General features: G+C 66.6%; 17 protein-coding genes and 2 pseudogenes. 14 read left to right on the top strand and 5 right to left on the bottom strand.

The genetic code is table 11. The features are described from left to right. Positions 1-239 precede the first annotated feature (239 nt). Positions 240-2,192 (bottom strand): annotated as a pseudogene (locus E5790_RS18850) (RHS repeat-associated core domain-containing protein); the annotation flags it as partial. Position 2,193: 1 nt separating this feature from the next. Between E5790_RS18850 and E5790_RS18845 the strand changes: the two are divergent. Next, positions 2,194-2,736, top strand: a pseudogene (locus tag E5790_RS18845) (alpha/beta fold hydrolase); the annotation flags it as partial. A 35-nt stretch (positions 2,737-2,771) separates the two neighbouring features. Here E5790_RS18845 and E5790_RS18840 read toward each other — a convergent pair. Beyond that, positions 2,772-3,566 (bottom strand): helix-turn-helix transcriptional regulator, encoded by a 795-nt coding sequence (locus tag E5790_RS18840; RefSeq protein WP_049439428.1) that lies wholly within the window; start codon positions 3,564-3,566, stop codon positions 2,772-2,774. Positions 3,567-3,645: 79 nt separating this feature from the next. On the opposite strand from E5790_RS18840, the gene E5790_RS18835 reads away from it, so the two are divergent. From E5790_RS18835 to E5790_RS18815, 5 genes are all read left to right on the top strand, one after another. Further along, on the top strand, positions 3,646-5,607 hold the full coding sequence (locus tag E5790_RS18835; RefSeq protein WP_229653706.1) for an FUSC family protein: 1,962 nt from the start codon (positions 3,646-3,648) through the stop codon (positions 5,605-5,607). A 4-nt stretch (positions 5,608-5,611) separates the two neighbouring features. Further along, entirely contained in the window at positions 5,612-5,821 is a 210-nt protein-coding gene (locus E5790_RS18830; RefSeq protein ID WP_014647401.1) for a DUF1656 domain-containing protein, read from the top strand. Between the two features lies 1 nt (position 5,822). Continuing rightward, complete coding sequence (locus tag E5790_RS18825) at positions 5,823-6,707, top strand: biotin/lipoyl-binding protein (protein ID WP_046431015.1); 885 nt, start codon at positions 5,823-5,825, stop codon at positions 6,705-6,707. Beyond that, positions 6,704-8,140, top strand: a complete 1,437-nt coding sequence (locus E5790_RS18820) for an efflux transporter outer membrane subunit (protein WP_111205420.1) — start codon at positions 6,704-6,706, stop codon at positions 8,138-8,140. Before E5790_RS18825 ends, E5790_RS18820 begins: the two co-directional genes overlap by 4 nt. Before the next feature lie 134 nt (positions 8,141-8,274). Then, positions 8,275-8,622 carry an RcnB family protein gene (locus tag E5790_RS18815; RefSeq protein WP_049439424.1) on the top strand — a complete coding sequence of 116 codons (348 nt, stop codon included), beginning with the start codon at positions 8,275-8,277 and terminating at the stop codon, positions 8,620-8,622. Positions 8,623-8,672: 50 nt separating this feature from the next. On the opposite strand, the gene E5790_RS18810 is transcribed toward E5790_RS18815, so the two are convergent. Beyond that, positions 8,673-8,987, bottom strand: a complete 315-nt coding sequence (locus E5790_RS18810) for a hypothetical protein (protein WP_049439423.1) — start codon at positions 8,985-8,987, stop codon at positions 8,673-8,675. Positions 8,988-9,004: 17 nt separating this feature from the next. Then, positions 9,005-9,328 (bottom strand): hypothetical protein, encoded by a 324-nt coding sequence (locus tag E5790_RS18805; protein ID WP_026347011.1) that lies wholly within the window; start codon positions 9,326-9,328, stop codon positions 9,005-9,007. 151 nt (positions 9,329-9,479) lie between these two features. Between E5790_RS18805 and E5790_RS18800 the strand changes: the two genes are divergently transcribed. The 7 genes from E5790_RS18800 to E5790_RS18770 all read left to right on the top strand — a co-directional run bounded on the left by E5790_RS18800 (position 9,480) and on the right by E5790_RS18770 (position 15,496). Beyond that, complete coding sequence (locus tag E5790_RS18800) at positions 9,480-10,100, top strand: hypothetical protein (protein WP_111205419.1); 621 nt, start codon at positions 9,480-9,482, stop codon at positions 10,098-10,100. 32 nt (positions 10,101-10,132) lie between these two features. After that, positions 10,133-10,585: a hypothetical protein gene (locus E5790_RS18795; protein ID WP_049439417.1), complete on the top strand. Its 453-nt coding sequence runs from the start codon at positions 10,133-10,135 to the stop codon at positions 10,583-10,585. A gap of 35 nt (positions 10,586-10,620) precedes the next feature. Continuing rightward, complete coding sequence (locus tag E5790_RS18790; protein WP_049439415.1) at positions 10,621-11,151, top strand: nuclear transport factor 2 family protein; 531 nt, start codon at positions 10,621-10,623, stop codon at positions 11,149-11,151. A gap of 104 nt (positions 11,152-11,255) precedes the next feature. After that, the gene (locus tag E5790_RS18785; protein WP_014647407.1) at positions 11,256-11,930 is read left to right on the top strand and encodes a response regulator transcription factor; all 675 of its coding nucleotides are present in this window, start codon (positions 11,256-11,258) and stop codon (positions 11,928-11,930) included. Next, positions 11,927-13,180: a HAMP domain-containing sensor histidine kinase gene (locus E5790_RS18780; RefSeq protein WP_111205418.1), complete on the top strand. Its 1,254-nt coding sequence runs from the start codon at positions 11,927-11,929 to the stop codon at positions 13,178-13,180. Before E5790_RS18785 ends, E5790_RS18780 begins: the two co-directional genes overlap by 4 nt. A gap of 47 nt (positions 13,181-13,227) precedes the next feature. Beyond that, positions 13,228-13,614: a diacylglycerol kinase gene (locus tag E5790_RS18775; RefSeq protein WP_014647409.1), complete on the top strand. Its 387-nt coding sequence runs from the start codon at positions 13,228-13,230 to the stop codon at positions 13,612-13,614. A gap of 73 nt (positions 13,615-13,687) precedes the next feature. After that, entirely contained in the window at positions 13,688-15,496 is a 1,809-nt protein-coding gene (locus E5790_RS18770) for a phosphoethanolamine--lipid A transferase (protein WP_111205417.1), read from the top strand. Here the strand turns inward: E5790_RS18770 and E5790_RS18765 are convergent. Next, positions 15,400-16,320, bottom strand: a complete 921-nt coding sequence (locus E5790_RS18765; protein ID WP_111205416.1) for a M14 family metallocarboxypeptidase — start codon at positions 16,318-16,320, stop codon at positions 15,400-15,402. The two genes, E5790_RS18770 and E5790_RS18765, sit on opposite strands and share 97 nt — an antisense overlap. 145 nt (positions 16,321-16,465) lie before the next feature. Between E5790_RS18765 and E5790_RS18760 the strand changes: the two genes are divergently transcribed. After that, entirely contained in the window at positions 16,466-17,119 is a 654-nt protein-coding gene (locus E5790_RS18760; RefSeq protein ID WP_111205415.1) for a DUF3348 family protein, read from the top strand. Positions 17,120-17,121 lie beyond the last annotated feature (2 nt).

The raw sequence follows: 17,121 nt of genomic DNA, 5'->3' as shown, positions 1-17,121 counted from the left end.
CGGCCAGCTTTGACTGGCAGTTTCAGGAGCTTAAGAGGGCCAATACCGATCGCCGCCATCGCAATATTGCCCGGCGTTGGGTTCTCACATGCTTCGTAAATGCCTTTGACGTCCCCGACACCTGGAGTCATGTCCGCAACCCATGGAAGCAACATTCTTGCCTGGGACTCATCGAGGGGATTGGCCATCTCCCTTGGGCTTCCGATAACCTGAAGCCCCTGCGGATCGATCGAGAAGGTTGGCCGAGAGCCAACATATGAGAAGGTGGAAATCCCACCCTCCAATCCAATTGGATCACTCTGCGAATACCGCCCCACCGCCGGGTCGTATTCCCGCTGATAGTTGTAGAACAACCCACTCGCATCCGTGGCCTGCTGGCCCGGGAAGCGCAGCGCCAGCTCGAACGCTACTCCATCACCATCCGGGTCGGTACTCGGAATCTGGTTGCCGAACACTTCGCTCTTGTTGCTCCACTCCCAGATCGCCACATCGCGCGCCGGGTCGATCACTACGCGCGGTGTGCCCAGGTGATCCGGCTGCACGTAGGCAAGTTCCGGCACGCCGGTAGCCGGCATGTTGATCAACGCCACCGGGTAGTTGTCCAGCCAGATGGCCTGCTGCTCCGCCTGGCCTGTGGCCGAGTAGTTGCCCAGCCACTGCCCTGCTTCGTCGTACAGGGTGATCAGTGCTGCGCCACCGGCCGGGGTCCGCAGAACGCGTTCACCGCGGTGGTTGTAACCGTAGCTTTCCAGTACGGCATTGCCCTGCTTCACCGCGTTCATGCGGTTGGCATCGTTGTAGATGAACGTCTTGCCGCCGATGCTGGTGGTGTTGCCCACTGCGTCATGGTTGCGCGCTTCGCCGTCCACGGCGGTCAGCCGGTGGCTGGTTGCGGGATAGGTGTAGCTGGCGGTGCCTGCCGAGGTGGTCAGCGCGGTGCGATTGCCGGTGGCGTCGTAGGCATAGGTTTCAATCGGCGTGCCGGTCGTGCCGTCCTGGGTCTGGGTCAGGCGACCCAGCGCGTCATAGGCGTACTTGGCCAGCACCGTCGAGCCTGTGCCGTTCTTCAGCTCGGTAATTGAACCGACCGGGTCATAGCCGTAGCCCAGTGACAGGCCGCCCGCGGCCGGGTCATGCACCGCTTGCGGGCGATAGTCCAAGTCCAGCGGACGCTGCAGCTGGCGGCCATTGCCATAGGTCCAGCCCGTCGCCGGGCCGAAGGCCGCGTAGGTCACGTTGTTCACCACGATCTGGCGCGCTTGGCCGGGGCGGGTGAGGCCGATCTGAGTGATGCGGCCCTGGGTATCGCGCACGTAGTCGGCCACGCTGCCGTCGGGGTAGGTCAGCGCGGTCAAGCGACCCGACTTGCTGTAGGCATAGCGCAGGGTGGTGGCCACACCATTGACGGTCTGCACCTTGCGGGTGACCTGGCCGAAACGGTCATGGCAGTACTGGGTGCTGCCATTGGCGTGCAGCACCTGCCCCAGGCGCCCCTTGGCAAAACGCTCGTCGGCGGTACACGCAGCAGGCGCCACGTCATAGCTGTAGCCCACGTCCAGATTGGGGTCCGGGTAGGCGATACCGATCAGGCGGTTGAGTGCATCGTAGTGATAGGTGGCGGTGACGCCACGCGCATCGGTAGCCGTCTTGCGATTGCCGGCGGCGTCCACGGTGAAGCTGCTGGCGCCACTGTCCGGGCTGACTTGCCCGGTCATATCACCGAAACCGTTGTAGGCATAGGTGGTATGCAGGCCCTTCGGGTCGGTGACCTGGGTGACCTGGTCCAGCGCGTTGTACTGGCTGCGGATCTCCGCCGCGACGCCGCCGACGTCCTGCAGCGTCTGCGCCAGGCGGTTCAGCGGGTCGTACTGCTGGCTGGTCACGCGCTGCAGTGCGTCGGTGATCGTCTGCGGGTTTCCGTTGGCATCGTAGGCGAAGCCTGTGGCGTGATTGCCTGCGTCCTTCAGCGCGGTCAGCTGGCCGAGCGTGTTGAACGTCCGTGCCAGGGTACGGCGCAGGGTGCCGCCGGTATCCAGCGTGTCCTCCTTGAGGCGGTTGCCGGCGTTGTCCAGCGTGTAGTGAATCGTGTTGCCTACGTTGTCCTCGATATCAGTCAAGCGCAGCGCCGCATCGTAGACATAGGAAACGCTGCTGCCGTCGGGCTCGGTGATCTGTTGCACCTGGCCGGTCGGCGATGCGCATCTGGCCGACCTCACGGCCGTGATCGATACGCTCGCCCCCGGTCGCCGCGTGGTGCTGGTGGGTCATTCCTATGGCGGCCTGCTGGCCACGGAGTTTGCACGCCGCCAACCGGAGCGCCTGCAGGGCCTGGTGCTGGTGGACCCGGCCACGATGGGGCAGCGCCATGCGTTCAAGCAGGCCGACAGTGCACGCGTGCAGGCAGACGACGCCCAGCTGCGGGCAATGCTGCCGCCGGCCATGGCCGCCGACTACGCCGTGTTGACCGAACAGCTGGATGCACCCGGTGCGGAAACCCCGCGCACGATGCCGGACGTGCCGGTAGCGCTGCTGACTGCAACCCAGCTGGCTGCCGAACCGCTGTTCTTCGAGGAAACCGCAGAGGGCAAGGCACTCTGGAAAGCACAGCACGCCCTGCTCTTTTCGGGATTCACGCGCGGCTCGCACCGCTACCTGGCAACCGGCCACACCCTCCAGCGCGAAGTTCCTGCTGCGGTGGTGGCCGCGATTCAATCGGTCTCCGGCACCTCGAAGTAGCTGTTCCAGGCAGGAGCTTCCCGGGCTGTCCCCGGCTACTGCCCACGCAGGCGCACCGCAAAGTACCGCGCCGGGGAAAGGCCAAGCGCTTTCTTGAACATCGTGATGAAGGCCGTCACCGACTCATAGCCCAGCGTCTCGGAAACGCGTTGTACCGGTGCACCGGCGGCGAGTTCCCGAATGGCGATGAGCAGGTGCAGTTGCTGCCGCCAGCGCCCGAAGGACAGTCCCGTTTCCCGTTCGATGAGGCGGGTCAACGTACGCTCGCCCAGGGCCAGGCGCACGGCCCACTGGCCGATGGTGCTGCGGTCTGACGGATCCGCCGACAGCGCCGCCGCCAACACCCGCACCTTCGGGTGATGGCTGACCGGCAGCGACAGATGCTCGGCCGGCATCTGCACCAGTTCGTCCAGCAACACCCGCGCCAGCCGGTCGGTGTGGCTGCCATGCGGGTAGTCCAGCGGCGCGTCGGCCAGGTGCAGGATCATCTCGCGCAGCATCGGCGAGATGGCCAGCGTCACGCACTGCGCCGGCAGGTCGACGACGCCGGGCTCGACGAACAGGTAGCACAGGCGCGCGTTGGCGGTGGCGCGGTTGCTGTGCGGCATGCCGCCCGGAATCCAGACGCCACACTGGGGCGGCACGATCCACAGCGCATTGGCCACTTCGCAGGTCACCGCGCCATGCAGCGCAAGAATGAGCTGACCCTTGCGGTGCTCATGCACCGGAATTTCCGCGTCGTGCTCGGCCACCTGCAGGCGGCTGGCAACCGCCGGGCGATCGGTCTCGTCAGGGTCCAGGTCAAAGCCGGGGAGCGAAATGCGAGCCATTCTCACATTGGCCGGTTTTAGCGATTGGTTGTCATTGTAGCGAAATTCGCCGGTGCGGCCGATCACTAGCATGAGCCGCATGCACTCCCCCACTCCTGCCCGTCCCCACGTGTTCCAGGCATTCGCCCGGTTGAAAAGCCCTGCCCTCAGGACCGATCAGGAGGCGGTGCTGTTCTCGCTCAAATGCCTGCTCGCCGCGTCGCTGGGGCTGTATGTCTCCCTGCGGATCGGCCTGAATCGCCCGTTCTGGGTGATCGGCACGGTCTATCTGGTGTCGCAGCCCCTGTCCGGGGCAACACTCAGCCGCGGCCTGTTCCGCCTGCTCGGTACCGTGGGCGGGGCCGTCGCCACCGTCGTGCTGGTGCCACGTTTCGCCAATGCACCCCTGGTGCTGAGCGCCGCGCTCGCCACCTGGATGGCGCTGTGCCTGTACCTGGCGATGCTCGACCGCACGCCGCGTGCCTATGCGTTCCTGCTGGCCGGCTATACCACCAGCCTGATCGGCTTTCCTGCGGTGATGGTGCCGGGAGACGTGTTCACCATTGCCATCACGCGGGTGCAGGAAATCGCCATCGGCATCCTGGCCGCAACGCTGGTACATACGCTGGTGCTGCCGCGCCGGGTCTCGATGCGCGTGCACGCGCGGGTTGCTGCCGTGCTGGATGACGCGGAACGATGGACGCGCGACATGTGCGCCGGTGCATCGGACACGGTGCTGGCGACGGACCGCTCGAAAGTGGCAGCTGACCTGCTCGAACTGCATGTGCTGTCGATCCACCTGCCCTTCGACAGTGCCCAAGGCGTGGCCCAGGTGCAGATCCTGCGTGCCCTGCATGACCGGATGCTGGACGTCCTGATGCTGTCCAGCGCGGTGGAAGATTCCATCGCCCGGCTGCGTTCACCACAGGCCAGCGCAATGGATGCAAGGGGCTGGCGCGATCTGCTGCGGGCCAGCCTGGTCGCGCAACAGGCCGAGCTCGACCTGGCCCACGCCGACTGCCGCGTGCTGCAGGCGCAACTGCACACCGCCCGCCCCGATTGGCGCCGGCATGTACCTGCCCGCCTTGCGCGACATACGCAGGGTGCGGTACTTCACCGGGATCATCGGCTTGCCCTGCGCAGCGCGCTGGGCGCGTTCGTCGGCATCCTGCTGAGCTGCGTGTTGTGGATCGTTACCGGCTGGTCGGAGGGCGCGACGGCGGTGTCCATCATCGGCACGGCGTGCGTGCTGTTCGGCACGATCGAAGCGCCTGCGCCGCATGTCATGCGCTATCTGGTGGGGTCATTGATCGGCGTTGCCGTCGGCCTGCTCTACGGTCTGCTGATCTTCCCCGCGCTGTCCGATGTCGTCGGCCTGATTGCCGCGCTGGCGCCTGCGCTGCTGCTGTGCGGATCGTTCCTGGCCCGGCCTCCCTTCATCATGGCTGCCCTGGGCGTGGTGCTGACGTTTCCGCTCATCGCGGGACTGGGCGCGACCAATACGGTCAACATCGTCGGCGCACTCAACAACAGCGTAGCGTTGTTCGTGGGTACGACAGTGGCACTGTGCAGCATGCAGCTGTTCCAGACCGCCGATGCGGGCCGCAACCGCGCACGGCTGGAGCGTTCGATCCGTCGGGATATCGCACGACACGCCGCCGGACAAGGTGGCGTGGCCCGGGCCTGGCTCAGCCGCATGCTGGATCGAATCGGGCTGCTCGCTCCCCGGTTGCGGGGCGGTTCCAGTGCCGCAGACGACCTGCGGGCATTGTTTGCGGACGTGCGTGCGGTACGTGCATCCGACCAACTCCGCGCACTGGACAAGTGCCAGGAAAACCCGCAGGTCCGGGTGCTTCATGCGGCGCTGATCGAACGCGTCGCCGCACATTTCAGGGTTCGTGCCCACGCGCCACGCAGCGCCGACGCCCATCTTCTGGAACTGCTCGACCGCATGCGCGAGGCAGCAGTGGCCAGCAGCGGGGATGATCGTGAGCATCTGTCGCACCTGCTCTGCGGATTGCGCCGCGACCTGCTGGCGCCTGCTCTCACCCTTCGGCACTGAACTCATGTTTTCTGATCTCTCCATTGATGGCGTGCTGATCCCCGGCCTGCTCGCCGTGGCCGCCGCCGCGCTGGCGCTGTCGATGCTGACCTCGCGCCTGCTCGCCAGTCTCGGTCTGTACCGCTTGTTCGCCGCGCGACCACTGGTGGGCCTGTCCCTGTTCGTGATCCTGGCGGAGCTGATGATCCGGCTCTCGCCCCTGCTCGAGAAATGAAATGAAACACCTGCTTGCTGTCATCGGGCGCTGGAGCGCTACGCTGGTTGTATTCGCGATTGCTGTCGTCGCCGCGCTGTCCATCTGGAAGCGTTACGAAACACGCCCGTGGACGCGGGATGGACGGGTCCGCGCCGATGTGGTGCGCGTTGCGTCGGACATGGGGGGGCTGGTCACCCAGGTGCTGGTGCACGACAACCAGCGGGTCAGCGCCGGACAACTGCTGCTGGTGCTGGATCAGCCACGCCTGGCTGCCGCGCTTGAGAAGGCCGACGCAGCGGTCAGCAGCGCACGCGCGACGCTGGCGCTGGCCCGCCGCGAATCGACGCGGGACAACGCACTGGGCAACCTGGTCGCCTCGGAGACACGCGAACGCAATGCGGCCAAGGTCGACACCGAGCTGGCCGCCCTGGCGCAGGCACGGGCCGAACAGCGCGTTGCCCAGCTCAACGTGCAACGCACCGAGGTGCGCGCGAGCACCGACGGCATCGTCACCAACCTGGACCTGCATGCGGGCGATTACCTGCAACCGGGCGCGCAGGCGCTGGCGCTGATCGACACCGGCAGCCTGCGCATCGAGGGCTACTTCGAGGAAACCAAGCTGGGCTGCATCACCGAGGGCGATGCCGCCGTGGCGCGGCTGATGGGCGACACCCGCGATGTCCGCGGACACGTTGACAGCATCGCCGCCGGCATTGCCGACGATCAGCGCTCAAGCACGCACAACCTGCTGCCGGCCGTGGCGCCGACCTATACCTGGGTGAGGCTGGCACAGCGCATCCCGGTACGCATCCGCATCGATGATGCGCCGCCGGATACGCGCCTGATCGTGGGTCGCACTGCGAGTGTGACCATCACGCCCTCGGCACCGGGAGCCTGCAAGTGAGCGTGCGGACAGTACGTGGTGGGCTGCTTGCCCTGTTGCTGCCCCTGACGGCCTGCGTATCCGGCCCCGACTATCACCTGCCTGCGAACGCCATCGCAGCTTCACAACAGGCTGCGCGGGCGTTCGTCTCAGGCCAGGACGCATCGTTCAGCCACGACGCGCCACCGGATCGATGGTGGCACCTGTATGGCGACCGTCAGCTTGACGCCTACGTACGCGAAGCACTGGCGGCCAATACCGACCTGCGCGCCGCCGATGCCAACCTTCGGCGCGCCAGCGCTACCGTGCTGGAGTATCGCGCGCGCGGTGCCGTACAGGCCGACGTGGATGCATCGGGCACGCTCACCCATGCCGGTGGCTACACCCAGGCATCGGCCGCGCCACAGTCGTATGCGCTCGGCCTTCACCTCTCCTATCCACTGGATCTTGCAGGCGGCATCCGCCGCGGCATCGAAGCCGCCAACGCCGACGCGGAGGCGGTTGCTGCGGCACGCGACCAGGTCCGCGTGGTCGTCGCTGCGGCCGTCACCCGTGCCTATCTCCAGGTGTGCACCCGCAATCACACGCTCGCTGCAACCCGGCAGGTGCTGGCGGTGCAGCGCGCCACCCTGGACGCAACCCGACGCCTGGCTGCAGGCGGGCGCGGAACGGACTTCGATGTCAGCCGTGCCGGTGCCGCCGTCAATCGCAGCGCGGCGGCGATACCGCACCTGCTGGCGGAACGGCAGGCCGCACTGTTCGAACTGGCCGCATTGATGGGCAGGCTCCCGGCGGACTATCCCAGGGAGGCCGAAGCCTGCCCCCAGCCCCCTGAGCTGGAGCAGGCGCTGCCGGTCGGTGATGGCTGGCAGCTGCTCCAGCGGCGCCCCGACATACGTGCCGCCGAACGCAGCCTGGCCGCCGCGACTGCAATGATCGGTGTCGAGACGGCGGGTCTCTATCCGCAGATCACCTTGGGCGCCTCTTCGGGCGTGGCCGGCACACCGGCGCATCTGCTGTCGGCCGACGGCTTCGGTGCGGGCATCGGTCCCGTGCTGTCATGGCACTGGCCCAACCGCCGCGTGGCCAAGGCCCGCATCGCAGCGGCCGGTGCCAACGCAGATACCGCGCTCGCGTCCTTTGACGGCGTCGTGCTGCAGGCACTGCGGCAGACCGAGACCGCGCTTTCTGCCTGCACGCAGGAGCTTGAACGCGAGCGCAGCCTGGCGCAGGCGCGTGGGGATGCAGCGCGGGCCGCCGGGCAGGCGCAGCAGCTCTACCGTTTCGGCAGGATCGATTTTCTCGACCTGCTTTCGGCCCAGGCCGCGCTGGCAGATGCGGAGTCCGCATTGGCCGTCTCGCGCGCGGAGCGCATTGACCGGCAGATGGATCTTTTCCTGTCGTTGGGTGGAGGCTGGGCTGCAACAGATTCAGCCCCGGGCGGGGTCCAGTGACCCGTTGCCTGGCAGCGGCTGCAGGCCGCGCCGTCTGTTCAGGAATGTACCGCCTACACCCGTATTCATTCACACTGACTGCCCTATATTCCCGCCACAGCGCCGCATGCTGCGGCCATGACGGAGGCATCTCCATGAAGACCACACGCTTGCTTGCCATCGCCTTGACCACCACCACCGCGTTGGCTGCGGCCCCCGCCTTCGCCGATCCGCCGCACCACGCCCGCGGCAACGGCCCGCCGCCGCATGCGGGCGGCCCGCATAACCGCGATGCGCCGCCGCCGGGCTGGCAGAAGAAGGCCTGGCGACGTGGCGAGCGCCTGCCGTGGGCCGAAGTGGACCGCCGCTACTGGGTAGACGATTACGCGCGCTATGACCTGCGCGAACCGGGCCGCGACCGGCGTTGGGTGCGCCAGTCCGATAACGAGTACCTGCTGGTGGAGATCGCCACCGGGCTGATCATCGACGCCCTGCATCGCTGAAGCGACCTGCAGCGTCCGCACACGCAGCGATTTACATCGGTGCAGACACCTTACGACCGGGGCCGCCCCGGTCGGCGGTGTCTGCGCCCACGGCGCCCCGCCCGCCTCCGCGGCCCGCCATGCAGGCCCTCCCGCAGCGCGATATACCCGCACATCAGCGCTGTGGCAAATAGCCCCATCGCCACCAGTATTTCGAATCCCCGATCACCAAAGAGCAGGCGGATGGAGGTCTCCAGTGAGCACAGCCTGCCGCAGCGCAGGCCGTGCTCGTTGAAGCCATGGATGAGCACCAGTACGCCCATCAGCCCGCACCACGCCATCAGGGCCAGGCTTGCGATGAAGATGAAAGGTCGATGGATACGCATGCGCTCGTCGCGGTCTTCTACGGTGATGTCCAGCGCGACGTTGCGAGCACGCGATCGGAAGCATCCAGCTCTACCGACCAGGCTTGGGTATCCAGGCGCAGCCGGTTCTCATACCACCATCGCTGCGCACAGCGACCACTGCATCCACGGCTGGCATAGCGGGTAAAGGGAGCACCGGCGTGCTCCACCACGTCAGGGTGCCCCAGCGCCCGCAGTACCTCGGCCCTGCTCGCCCCGACCGAGACCGAGGCAAGCGCGTGGGAATGCCACGCCGAGATCGCCGAGCAACCGGCCACGTACGCCACGAACAGCCCGACCAGCCCCCACATCAGTGTCCTCATTGACAGATCCCCTCCTGCGCCGCGCGCCCGCGCATCATCCGCGCAGACCTTCTTCAACGTCAAACCTCGACACGCGGGCCTGTTGCAGCGCCCGGCATCCGTGCTAGCGTGCGCCGTCAAACTCTCCATGGGGTGCAGGATGCGCAATGGAATGGGACGGAATCTGGTGATCGCCTGCATGGCCCTGGCTGTTGCCCCAGCGGCGGCAACAGCGGCCGCAACAGCGACCGCAATGCCGGGCGATCGTGGGCAGGATTTCGTGCAGACACAGGCGATCGCCGCGCGCTGCCAGAAGAGCCTGCCCGGCCTGGAACTGCAGTTGCAGGAGGGCCGCAAGCACTGGCTGTCGACACTCGACGCCGCGCAACTGCAGGCCGCCGAGGCCTATGCCAGCAGCAAGGAAGGCAGGACTCTGGGAAAGAGTGTGGAGCGGGATGCCTCCCGCGCCTTCGGTCGCAATACCTTGTCCGTCGCAGCGACCTGCGTTGGCCTGCTCGCCGAGTACGGCCCGGCCCACCCGCTGCCTTCCGGCACGGCAATGCCGGCCGACCGGGTGCAGCACTACATGCTGCACTTTGCACCGATGGTGCTGGCTCGGCTGCAGTGCGCGCGCCTGGACGGCATCGACGTGGCCGCCCAGCCCGATGGCTCGGAAACCTGGCAGTACCGGGCCTGTGGCCAGACCGAATCCGTGCGCATGGCCCCGCTCGGGCAGAGCTGGTCGATGAGCGATGCGGACCGCAATCGCCTGTTCGACGCACTGACCCGATAGGTCGGACGGTATTCCCCGGGGTAGCAGGAACCATGTTTCCACCCACCACCTGGATCAAGTTGCGATCTGCCTTTCCATTGGCGGCCTGCACGGTGCTATGCGCCTGCGGCCTGGTTATGGACAGTTCGTTCGACACGCTGCGCGAGGCGCTCGATTCCGACATGGTGAACAAGGGATGGATTCCCGGCTGGGTGCCGCAAGCGGCGACCGACCTGCGGGAGGTACATGACCTCGACTCGAGCACCAGCGCGCTGGCCTTCACCAAACCCCCTGCGGTGTCACTGCAGCTGCCTGCGGATTGCCAGGCAACGACATTCAGTAGCAGCGATCCTGTTGCGTTCGATCGATACTGGTGGCCGGGCGACGGGACGCTCAAGTCGTCGTACCGCGTCTTTCGCTGCGCGCCCGAATCCGGAAAATCAGTCTTCGTCGCCATCAACAGGACCGAAGACCACGTGCTCTTCTGGCGAACCTACGCGCGGTGATGCGCCCGCGCCACCCTATTCCTCCCCAGGACCCCATGATGCCCAACGCACGTGCACGCTTCGCTGCCCTCGCCTTTTTCCTCCCGGCGTGCTTGCCGGCCCACGCCGCAAAGGACGCCCCCGCCGACGTCAAGGCGATCGAACAGGTGGTCGAAGCGTTCCGCACCTCGCTGATCAACAAGGACAAGCCGACCTACATGGGCCTGTTCTTCTCTGATAAACCGGAAGACATCGGCTGGCAGTTCGTTTCCGAGGATGTGCGCCTGCAGGACATCCGCAAGGCCAAGCCCGATGCGATCAAGGCACGGCAGATTCCCGCCAACAACTTCATCGCGCTGATCGACGGGGCGGTCGCCTCGCCGAAGCCGAAGGAGGAGAAGTTCTCCAACACGAAGATCGAGACGGACGGCGATGTGGCCTCGGTCTCGTTTGACTACAGCTTCCACGACGATGGGGTGAAGACCAACTGGGGCAAGGAAATGTGGCAGCTGGTCCGCACGGAGCAGGGCTGGAAGATCTTCTCGGTGATCTACTCGATCCGCGATTCACGCAGCCCGGGCGATTGAACGTCGCTTGACCGGGCCGAACCCAGGCCGCGATCCATTCAGCAAGGGCATTGGCATTCGGCCATCGATCGGGCAGAGTTCGGCCACGCGCAAGGACGCATGCCATGACCCGCCTGCTGATCATCGAAGACAACCCCGAGCTGGTTGCCAACCTGTATGCCTTCTTTGAACCGCTCGGCTACGTGCTGGACGACGCGCGCGACGGCGCCAGTGGCCTGCGCCGGGCCACGCAGCACGACTACGACGCCATCCTGCTGGACCTGATGCTGCCGCGCCTGGACGGCATGACGCTGTGCCAGAAGCTGCGCCAGGAGTTCCAGAACCCGGTGCCGATCCTGATGCTGACCGCGCGCGATCCGGTCGAAGACCGTGTGCAGGGCCTGGCCCTGGGCGCGGATGACTACCTGGTCAAACCGTTTTCGCTGGTGGAACTGGATGCACGGATCAAGGCCCTCGTACGAAGGGCACAGGGACGCCAGGTCCAGAGCGTGCTGGCGTGGAAGGACCTGCAGGTGGACACGCGCTCGCCACAGGCCTGGCGGCAAGGCCGCTGCATTGCGCTGACGCCCACGTCGCACAAGCTGCTGATGTGCCTGGTGCGTGCAGCTCCCGCCGTGGTGCGCAAGCAGGAGATGGAATACCTGGTCTGGGGCGACGAGCCACCGGACAGCGGCGCGCTGCGAACCCACATCCATGAGCTGCGCCTGCAGGTGGACCGCAGCTTCGACACCGCGCTGATCACCACGGTGCACAGCGTCGGCTGGCGCATGCAGGCGTGAGCCCTGCCTCCCTCTACCGCCGCCTGAGCCTGCGCACCCGCATCACGATCTCGTTCGTGCTGTTGATGGCCGGTGCCATGGGCTTCATCGTACTGGCCGAACAGGTCGACTACGACCAGGTCCGGACTGCTGTCGTCGCACGGACCCAGCACGGCGAAGTGCAAAGGCTGCAGGCCGCGCTGGATCGTGGCCAACGCCCCGCCCTGCCACCAGGGACCCAGCTGTTCGATGCCCAGGACGTGCCTGTCGTGCTGCGCCAATACGGCCCGGGCTACCACGGCGAAGAGGCGCCCAACGAGTGGCACCTGCGTGTGTTCGACAGTGGTGGCCAACGCTACTACCTGCTGCAGGACGCCGCACCCTATGGCTATCTGGAACACCTGATCAATGCCTTTGCGGCACTGGTCATTTCGGTCTGCGTGTTCGGCGCCTTCCTCATCGGCCGCAAGGTCGCTACCCACGTCATCGCGCCCATCACACGATTGGCCGATGCGGTGCAGGACGGCCACAAGCCCTTTCCCTACCAGGACGCACGCGACGAGATCGGCGTGCTCGCGCGCGCCTTTGCCCGCCATAGTGACGAGCTCGAACGGTTCCTGCATCGCGAGCAGTGCTTCAGCGGCGATGCCAGCCACGAGCTGCGCACGCCCTTGGCCATCATCGGCGGTGCTGCCGAAACGCTGGCCTGCCAGCTTCCGGCCGACAGCCACCTGGTTCCCAGCGCGGCACGCATCCTGCGTACCACCCAGGAGATGCAGCGCCAGCTGACCTGCCTGCTGCTGCTCTCGCGTGCCCCCGGCGCCGTGCCGCGCAACGCGGTGGCCCTGCGTCCGCTGCTCGAATCCTGCATGGAGCGCTGCCAGCCCTGGCTTTCCGGCAAGCCGGTGACCGTTGCGTTTGATGCCCGGCATGACGCCGTGCTGGTCACCAACGCGGATCTGGCGCACAGCATCATCTGGAATCTGCTGCGCAATGCCTGCCAGTACACCGAAAGCGGCGAGGTGCGAATCACCCTCCACGACACCGCACTCATCGTCGCTGACACCGGACCCGGCCTGCCGTCCAGCATCGACCCACGGCAGTTCCAGCGCTTCGCGCCGGGTGGCGCGCACAGCGGCGAGGGGCTGGGGTTGTCGATCGTGCAGCGCATCGTCGAGCACCTGGGCTGGACGATGACCGTGCAATCCTCCGGGCAGGGGTGCCGGTTCACCCTGCGCTGGCCCCGCCTCCCGCATCTGACGGATTCCTGACATCGGGCTGCACATGCTCCGGGCTGCTCCCCCGCTCTGGAGACGGCATGCAGCACCCCAAGGACAGCGGCAAGTACCCGCACGGCAAGACCGGATTGAGCCGCATCTTCCACACCCTCATCCATTCGCGCGATGGCTTCATCGCCACCTTTCGCGGCGAGGCGGCGTTCCGCCAGTTGTTGCTGCTGCACGCGCTGCTGATGGCGGCTGCGTTCGTGCTGGACATCAGCACGGTCGAGCGGGCACTGGTGCTGGCGGTCTGCTTCATCAGCCTGCTGGTGGAACTGCTCAACTCGGCGATTGAAGCCGTGGTTGATCGCATCTCGCTGGAGAAGCATCCGCTGTCCAAGAACGCCAAGGACATGGGCAGCGCCGCGCAGACCACCGCGTTGTTGATGGTGGGTGCGGTGTGGGGCGTGATCCTGCTGGGCTAGCCCGGCAATCCTGACAACTTCCTGATAAGGCCGTTTCGATACTGCGCGCACTCCTGTTCCGCGGAACCTGCTCGTGCGTCAATGCCTCCGTTTCCCGCGGTCCCATCCAATCGTTCTGGTCTGGGCCGCCGCACTGTTCTTCGCCACGATTGGAAACATTGCCCTCTGGAAGACGCTCTGGGGGCTGATCGATCTCAACAGCCTGCGCAGCATGCTGTTCCTGGCCAGCCTGCCGCCGCTGCTGTTCTGCCTGTTCAACCTGCTGCTGACGCCACTGCTGGCACTGCCATTCCTGCGCAGGCCGCTGCTGGTGCTGCTCGTTGTCGTCAGCGCCGCGTGCAGCTACTTCATGCTGCACTACAACGTGCTGATCGATCGCAGCATGGTGCAGAACGTGTTCGAGACCAATCAGGCCGAACTGAACGCCTATCTGTCGCTGCCGCTGCTGTTGACCCTGCTGGCGCTGGGCGTGCTGCCCGCTGCCGGGCTCGCCCTGGTGCGCACCACCAGCGGGGCCGGTTCGATACGTTCGCTGCTGGTGTGGCCGGCCAACGTCCTGGCGTCGCTTGTGGTGCTGCTGGTGATCGGCTTTTCGTTCTACAAGGACTACTCCTCGCTGCTGCGCAACAACCGCTACATCCGCGACCAGGTACTGCCGTTGAACGTGGTGCGCCATACCCACGGCTACCTGAAGAGCCTCTACAGCACCCGCCAGCAACCGTTGCGCCCAATCGGCACGGACGCGCGGCGCGTTCCGGGCCCGCGCCCGAAGCTGGTGGTCATGGTCGTCGGCGAGACCGCGCGTTCACAGAACTTCCAGCTCAACGGCTACCCACGCGCGACCAATCCCCGGCTCTCGCGCAAGGATGGCGTCATCAGCTTCAGTGATGTTTCCTCATGCGGAACCGCAACGGCGATTTCGGTACCGTGCATGTTCTCGCAGATGACCCGCCAGCAATACGACGACGTCCGCGCGGCGACCGAGGAGAACGTGCTCGACATCCTGCAGCGTACCGGCGTCGGCGTGCTCTGGCGCAACAACAACAATGGCGGCTGCAAGGGCGTGTGCGAGCGCGTGCCGACCGAGGACATGCCCGCACTCAAGGTGGCCGGCCGGTGCGTCAACGCCGACGGCACCTGCTACGACGACGTGCTGCTGCATCAGCTCGGCGCACGCATCGACGCCATCCACGGCGATGCCCTGGTCGTGCTGCATCAACTCGGCAGCCATGGGCCGACCTACTTTGAACGGTATCCCGCAGCGTCGCGGGCCTTCAGCCCGACCTGCGACAGCAACCAGATCCAGCACTGCAGCAACGAGGCACTGGTCAACACCTATGACAACACCCTGGTGCATACCGACCAGGTGCTGGCGGAGACCATCGACCTGCTGCAGGGCTATTCGGACCACCGCGACGTTGCGCTGATCTATGTCTCCGACCATGGTGAGTCGCTCGGCGAACGCGGCATGTACCTTCACGGCACGCCCTACTTCATCGCCCCGCGCGAACAGACCCAGGTGCCGATGGTGATGTGGCTCTCAACGGAGTTCAGCCGCAACGCGGGCCTGGACATGGCCTGCCTGCGTGGGAATGCGCTGCGCCGCGCCTACAGCCACGACAATGTCTTCCATTCCCTGCTGGGCCTGTTCGGTGTCAGCAGCAGCGTGTACCAGCGCGATCTGGATGTCTTCGCCGGCTGCCGGGCGACGACCGGCGCGCCGCTCGCCACCGCGCCGGCCAAGCGGCACCGGCTGATGCCGGTCACCGCCCGGAACGTGGCGCGTTACTGTGCGGCCAGGGCGAAATCCAGGCCGGCGCATACCGCCGCCACCTGGGCGTCGTTGCATTCCTGCGGGTTGGTGCGCGGGCTGTCCGGGTAGACCTCGGTGGTGGTGGCAAAGCGTGCATCGGTGAAGCCGGCGCAGGCACCAATCGAACGCGATTCGCCCCAGACCACGCCCGGCGACTGCAACGGCAGGCCGACCAGGTTGCCCTCGGCGTCGGCCGGGGCGATATGGGTGACCGGGGCGACGGCGGCGATCAGGGCCTTCTGGAACTCGCCCTGCGGATCCTCGCTGTTGCCGATCACGTAGAAGCCGTCCGGAATGGTGTCGCGCTCGAACGGCTTGCCGTCGCGGGCGCAGCGGGCCGGATCGAACTCGTGCAGGTCGCTGTCGGTGGTCTCGTGCAGGTCCAGGTGCACCAGCAGGTTCGGCTTGCGCTCGGCCACCCAGCGCATCAGCGCGGCGGCTTCCTCAATCTGGCCGCCGTCACGGAAGCTGCGGTTCGGGTCGACGGCATCCGGGTTCCAGCGCTGGATGCGCTCGTAGCCCCATGGGCTGACGCACGGCGCCACGATCAGGTTCAGCCGGCCCAGGTAGCGCTCGGCCTGCTGTTCCAGGAACTGCAGGGCGCCATGCACGCCACTGGTCTCATAGCCGTGCACGCCGCCGGTGATCAGCGCGGTCGGCAGCGCCGGGTTCCAGTCGTGGTTGACCACGGCGAACAGCGGGTAATGGTCCGGCGCGTAGTCCAGCTGACCGTACTGGATCACATCGAAGCTGTCGTCCAGGCGTTCAAGCGCGGCCACCACATCGTCGTGGTAGCTGCGCTGGCGCTGCTGGCGGGCCCGCCACTGTGCGCGTTCCGCGTCGCCCCAAGGCTGTCCGGGGGTGCCGATCGGGTAGAACTGCGCAACAGTCATTGGGGAACTCCAGGGGTCGAACGGATGGGTGCAGCCGGACATTCTAAGCCTTGTCGCGCCTGCGGGCCCCTCCCCCCGGCCCCGCCTTCATCCAGGCCGGGTCATCTGGTTGTAAAATCAACGGTTTTTGGCCCCTCACCCCTTGATGGCGAACGCAGCGCAGCCGGTCCTGGGTGGACCGGAGTACCTCCGCCTGCTCGCCCGTCTCAGCGACGGCGCGATGCCGGCCACCAGTCCCGCCCTGACCGATCGCCTCGGCCAGTGGGTGGACTGGAGCCGCGCCGTGGCCCTGTCCGGGGCGCTCGGCGGACGCCTGCCCGAGCCCGGTGAAGCCGCCGAAGCGCTCGAGGATGTGCTGGCCGACTGCGCGCAGGCGCACGCCAGCCTGCTGGCCTCGATCAGTGAGGATGCCGAAGCCGAGCGCCTGCTGGACCTGGCCGAAGCCGCCGCTGTACCCAACTTCGCCTCGCTGCGCCAGCGCTATCGGGTGCTGCAGCAGGCCATCCAGACTGCCACCGGGCGCCTGCGCGGCCGCCTGCGCGACCAGCTGGTGCAGGTTTCACCCGAGCTGGCGCGGCTGGCCGAGGTCGATGCGGTGATGGAACAGACCCTCACCCCGCGCGAGCACAGCCTGCTGGCCACGGCGCCGGCGGTGCTCGGCGCCCGTTTTGAACGCGTGCACGGCCAGCCCGGCTGGCGCGCGGCCTTCCGCCATGACATGCGCACCCTGCTGCTCGCCGAGCTGCAGCTGCGCTTCCACCCGATCGAAGGGCTGCAAGACGCCCTGCGCTCCCACTGACC

It is taken from the genome of Stenotrophomonas sp. PAMC25021, assembly GCF_004795795.1.
GTDB lineage: Bacteria > Pseudomonadota > Gammaproteobacteria > Xanthomonadales > Xanthomonadaceae > Stenotrophomonas > Stenotrophomonas muris.
Note: the sequence above shows the minus strand (reverse complement) of the source record. Positions and strands in the feature narration are given on the sequence as shown.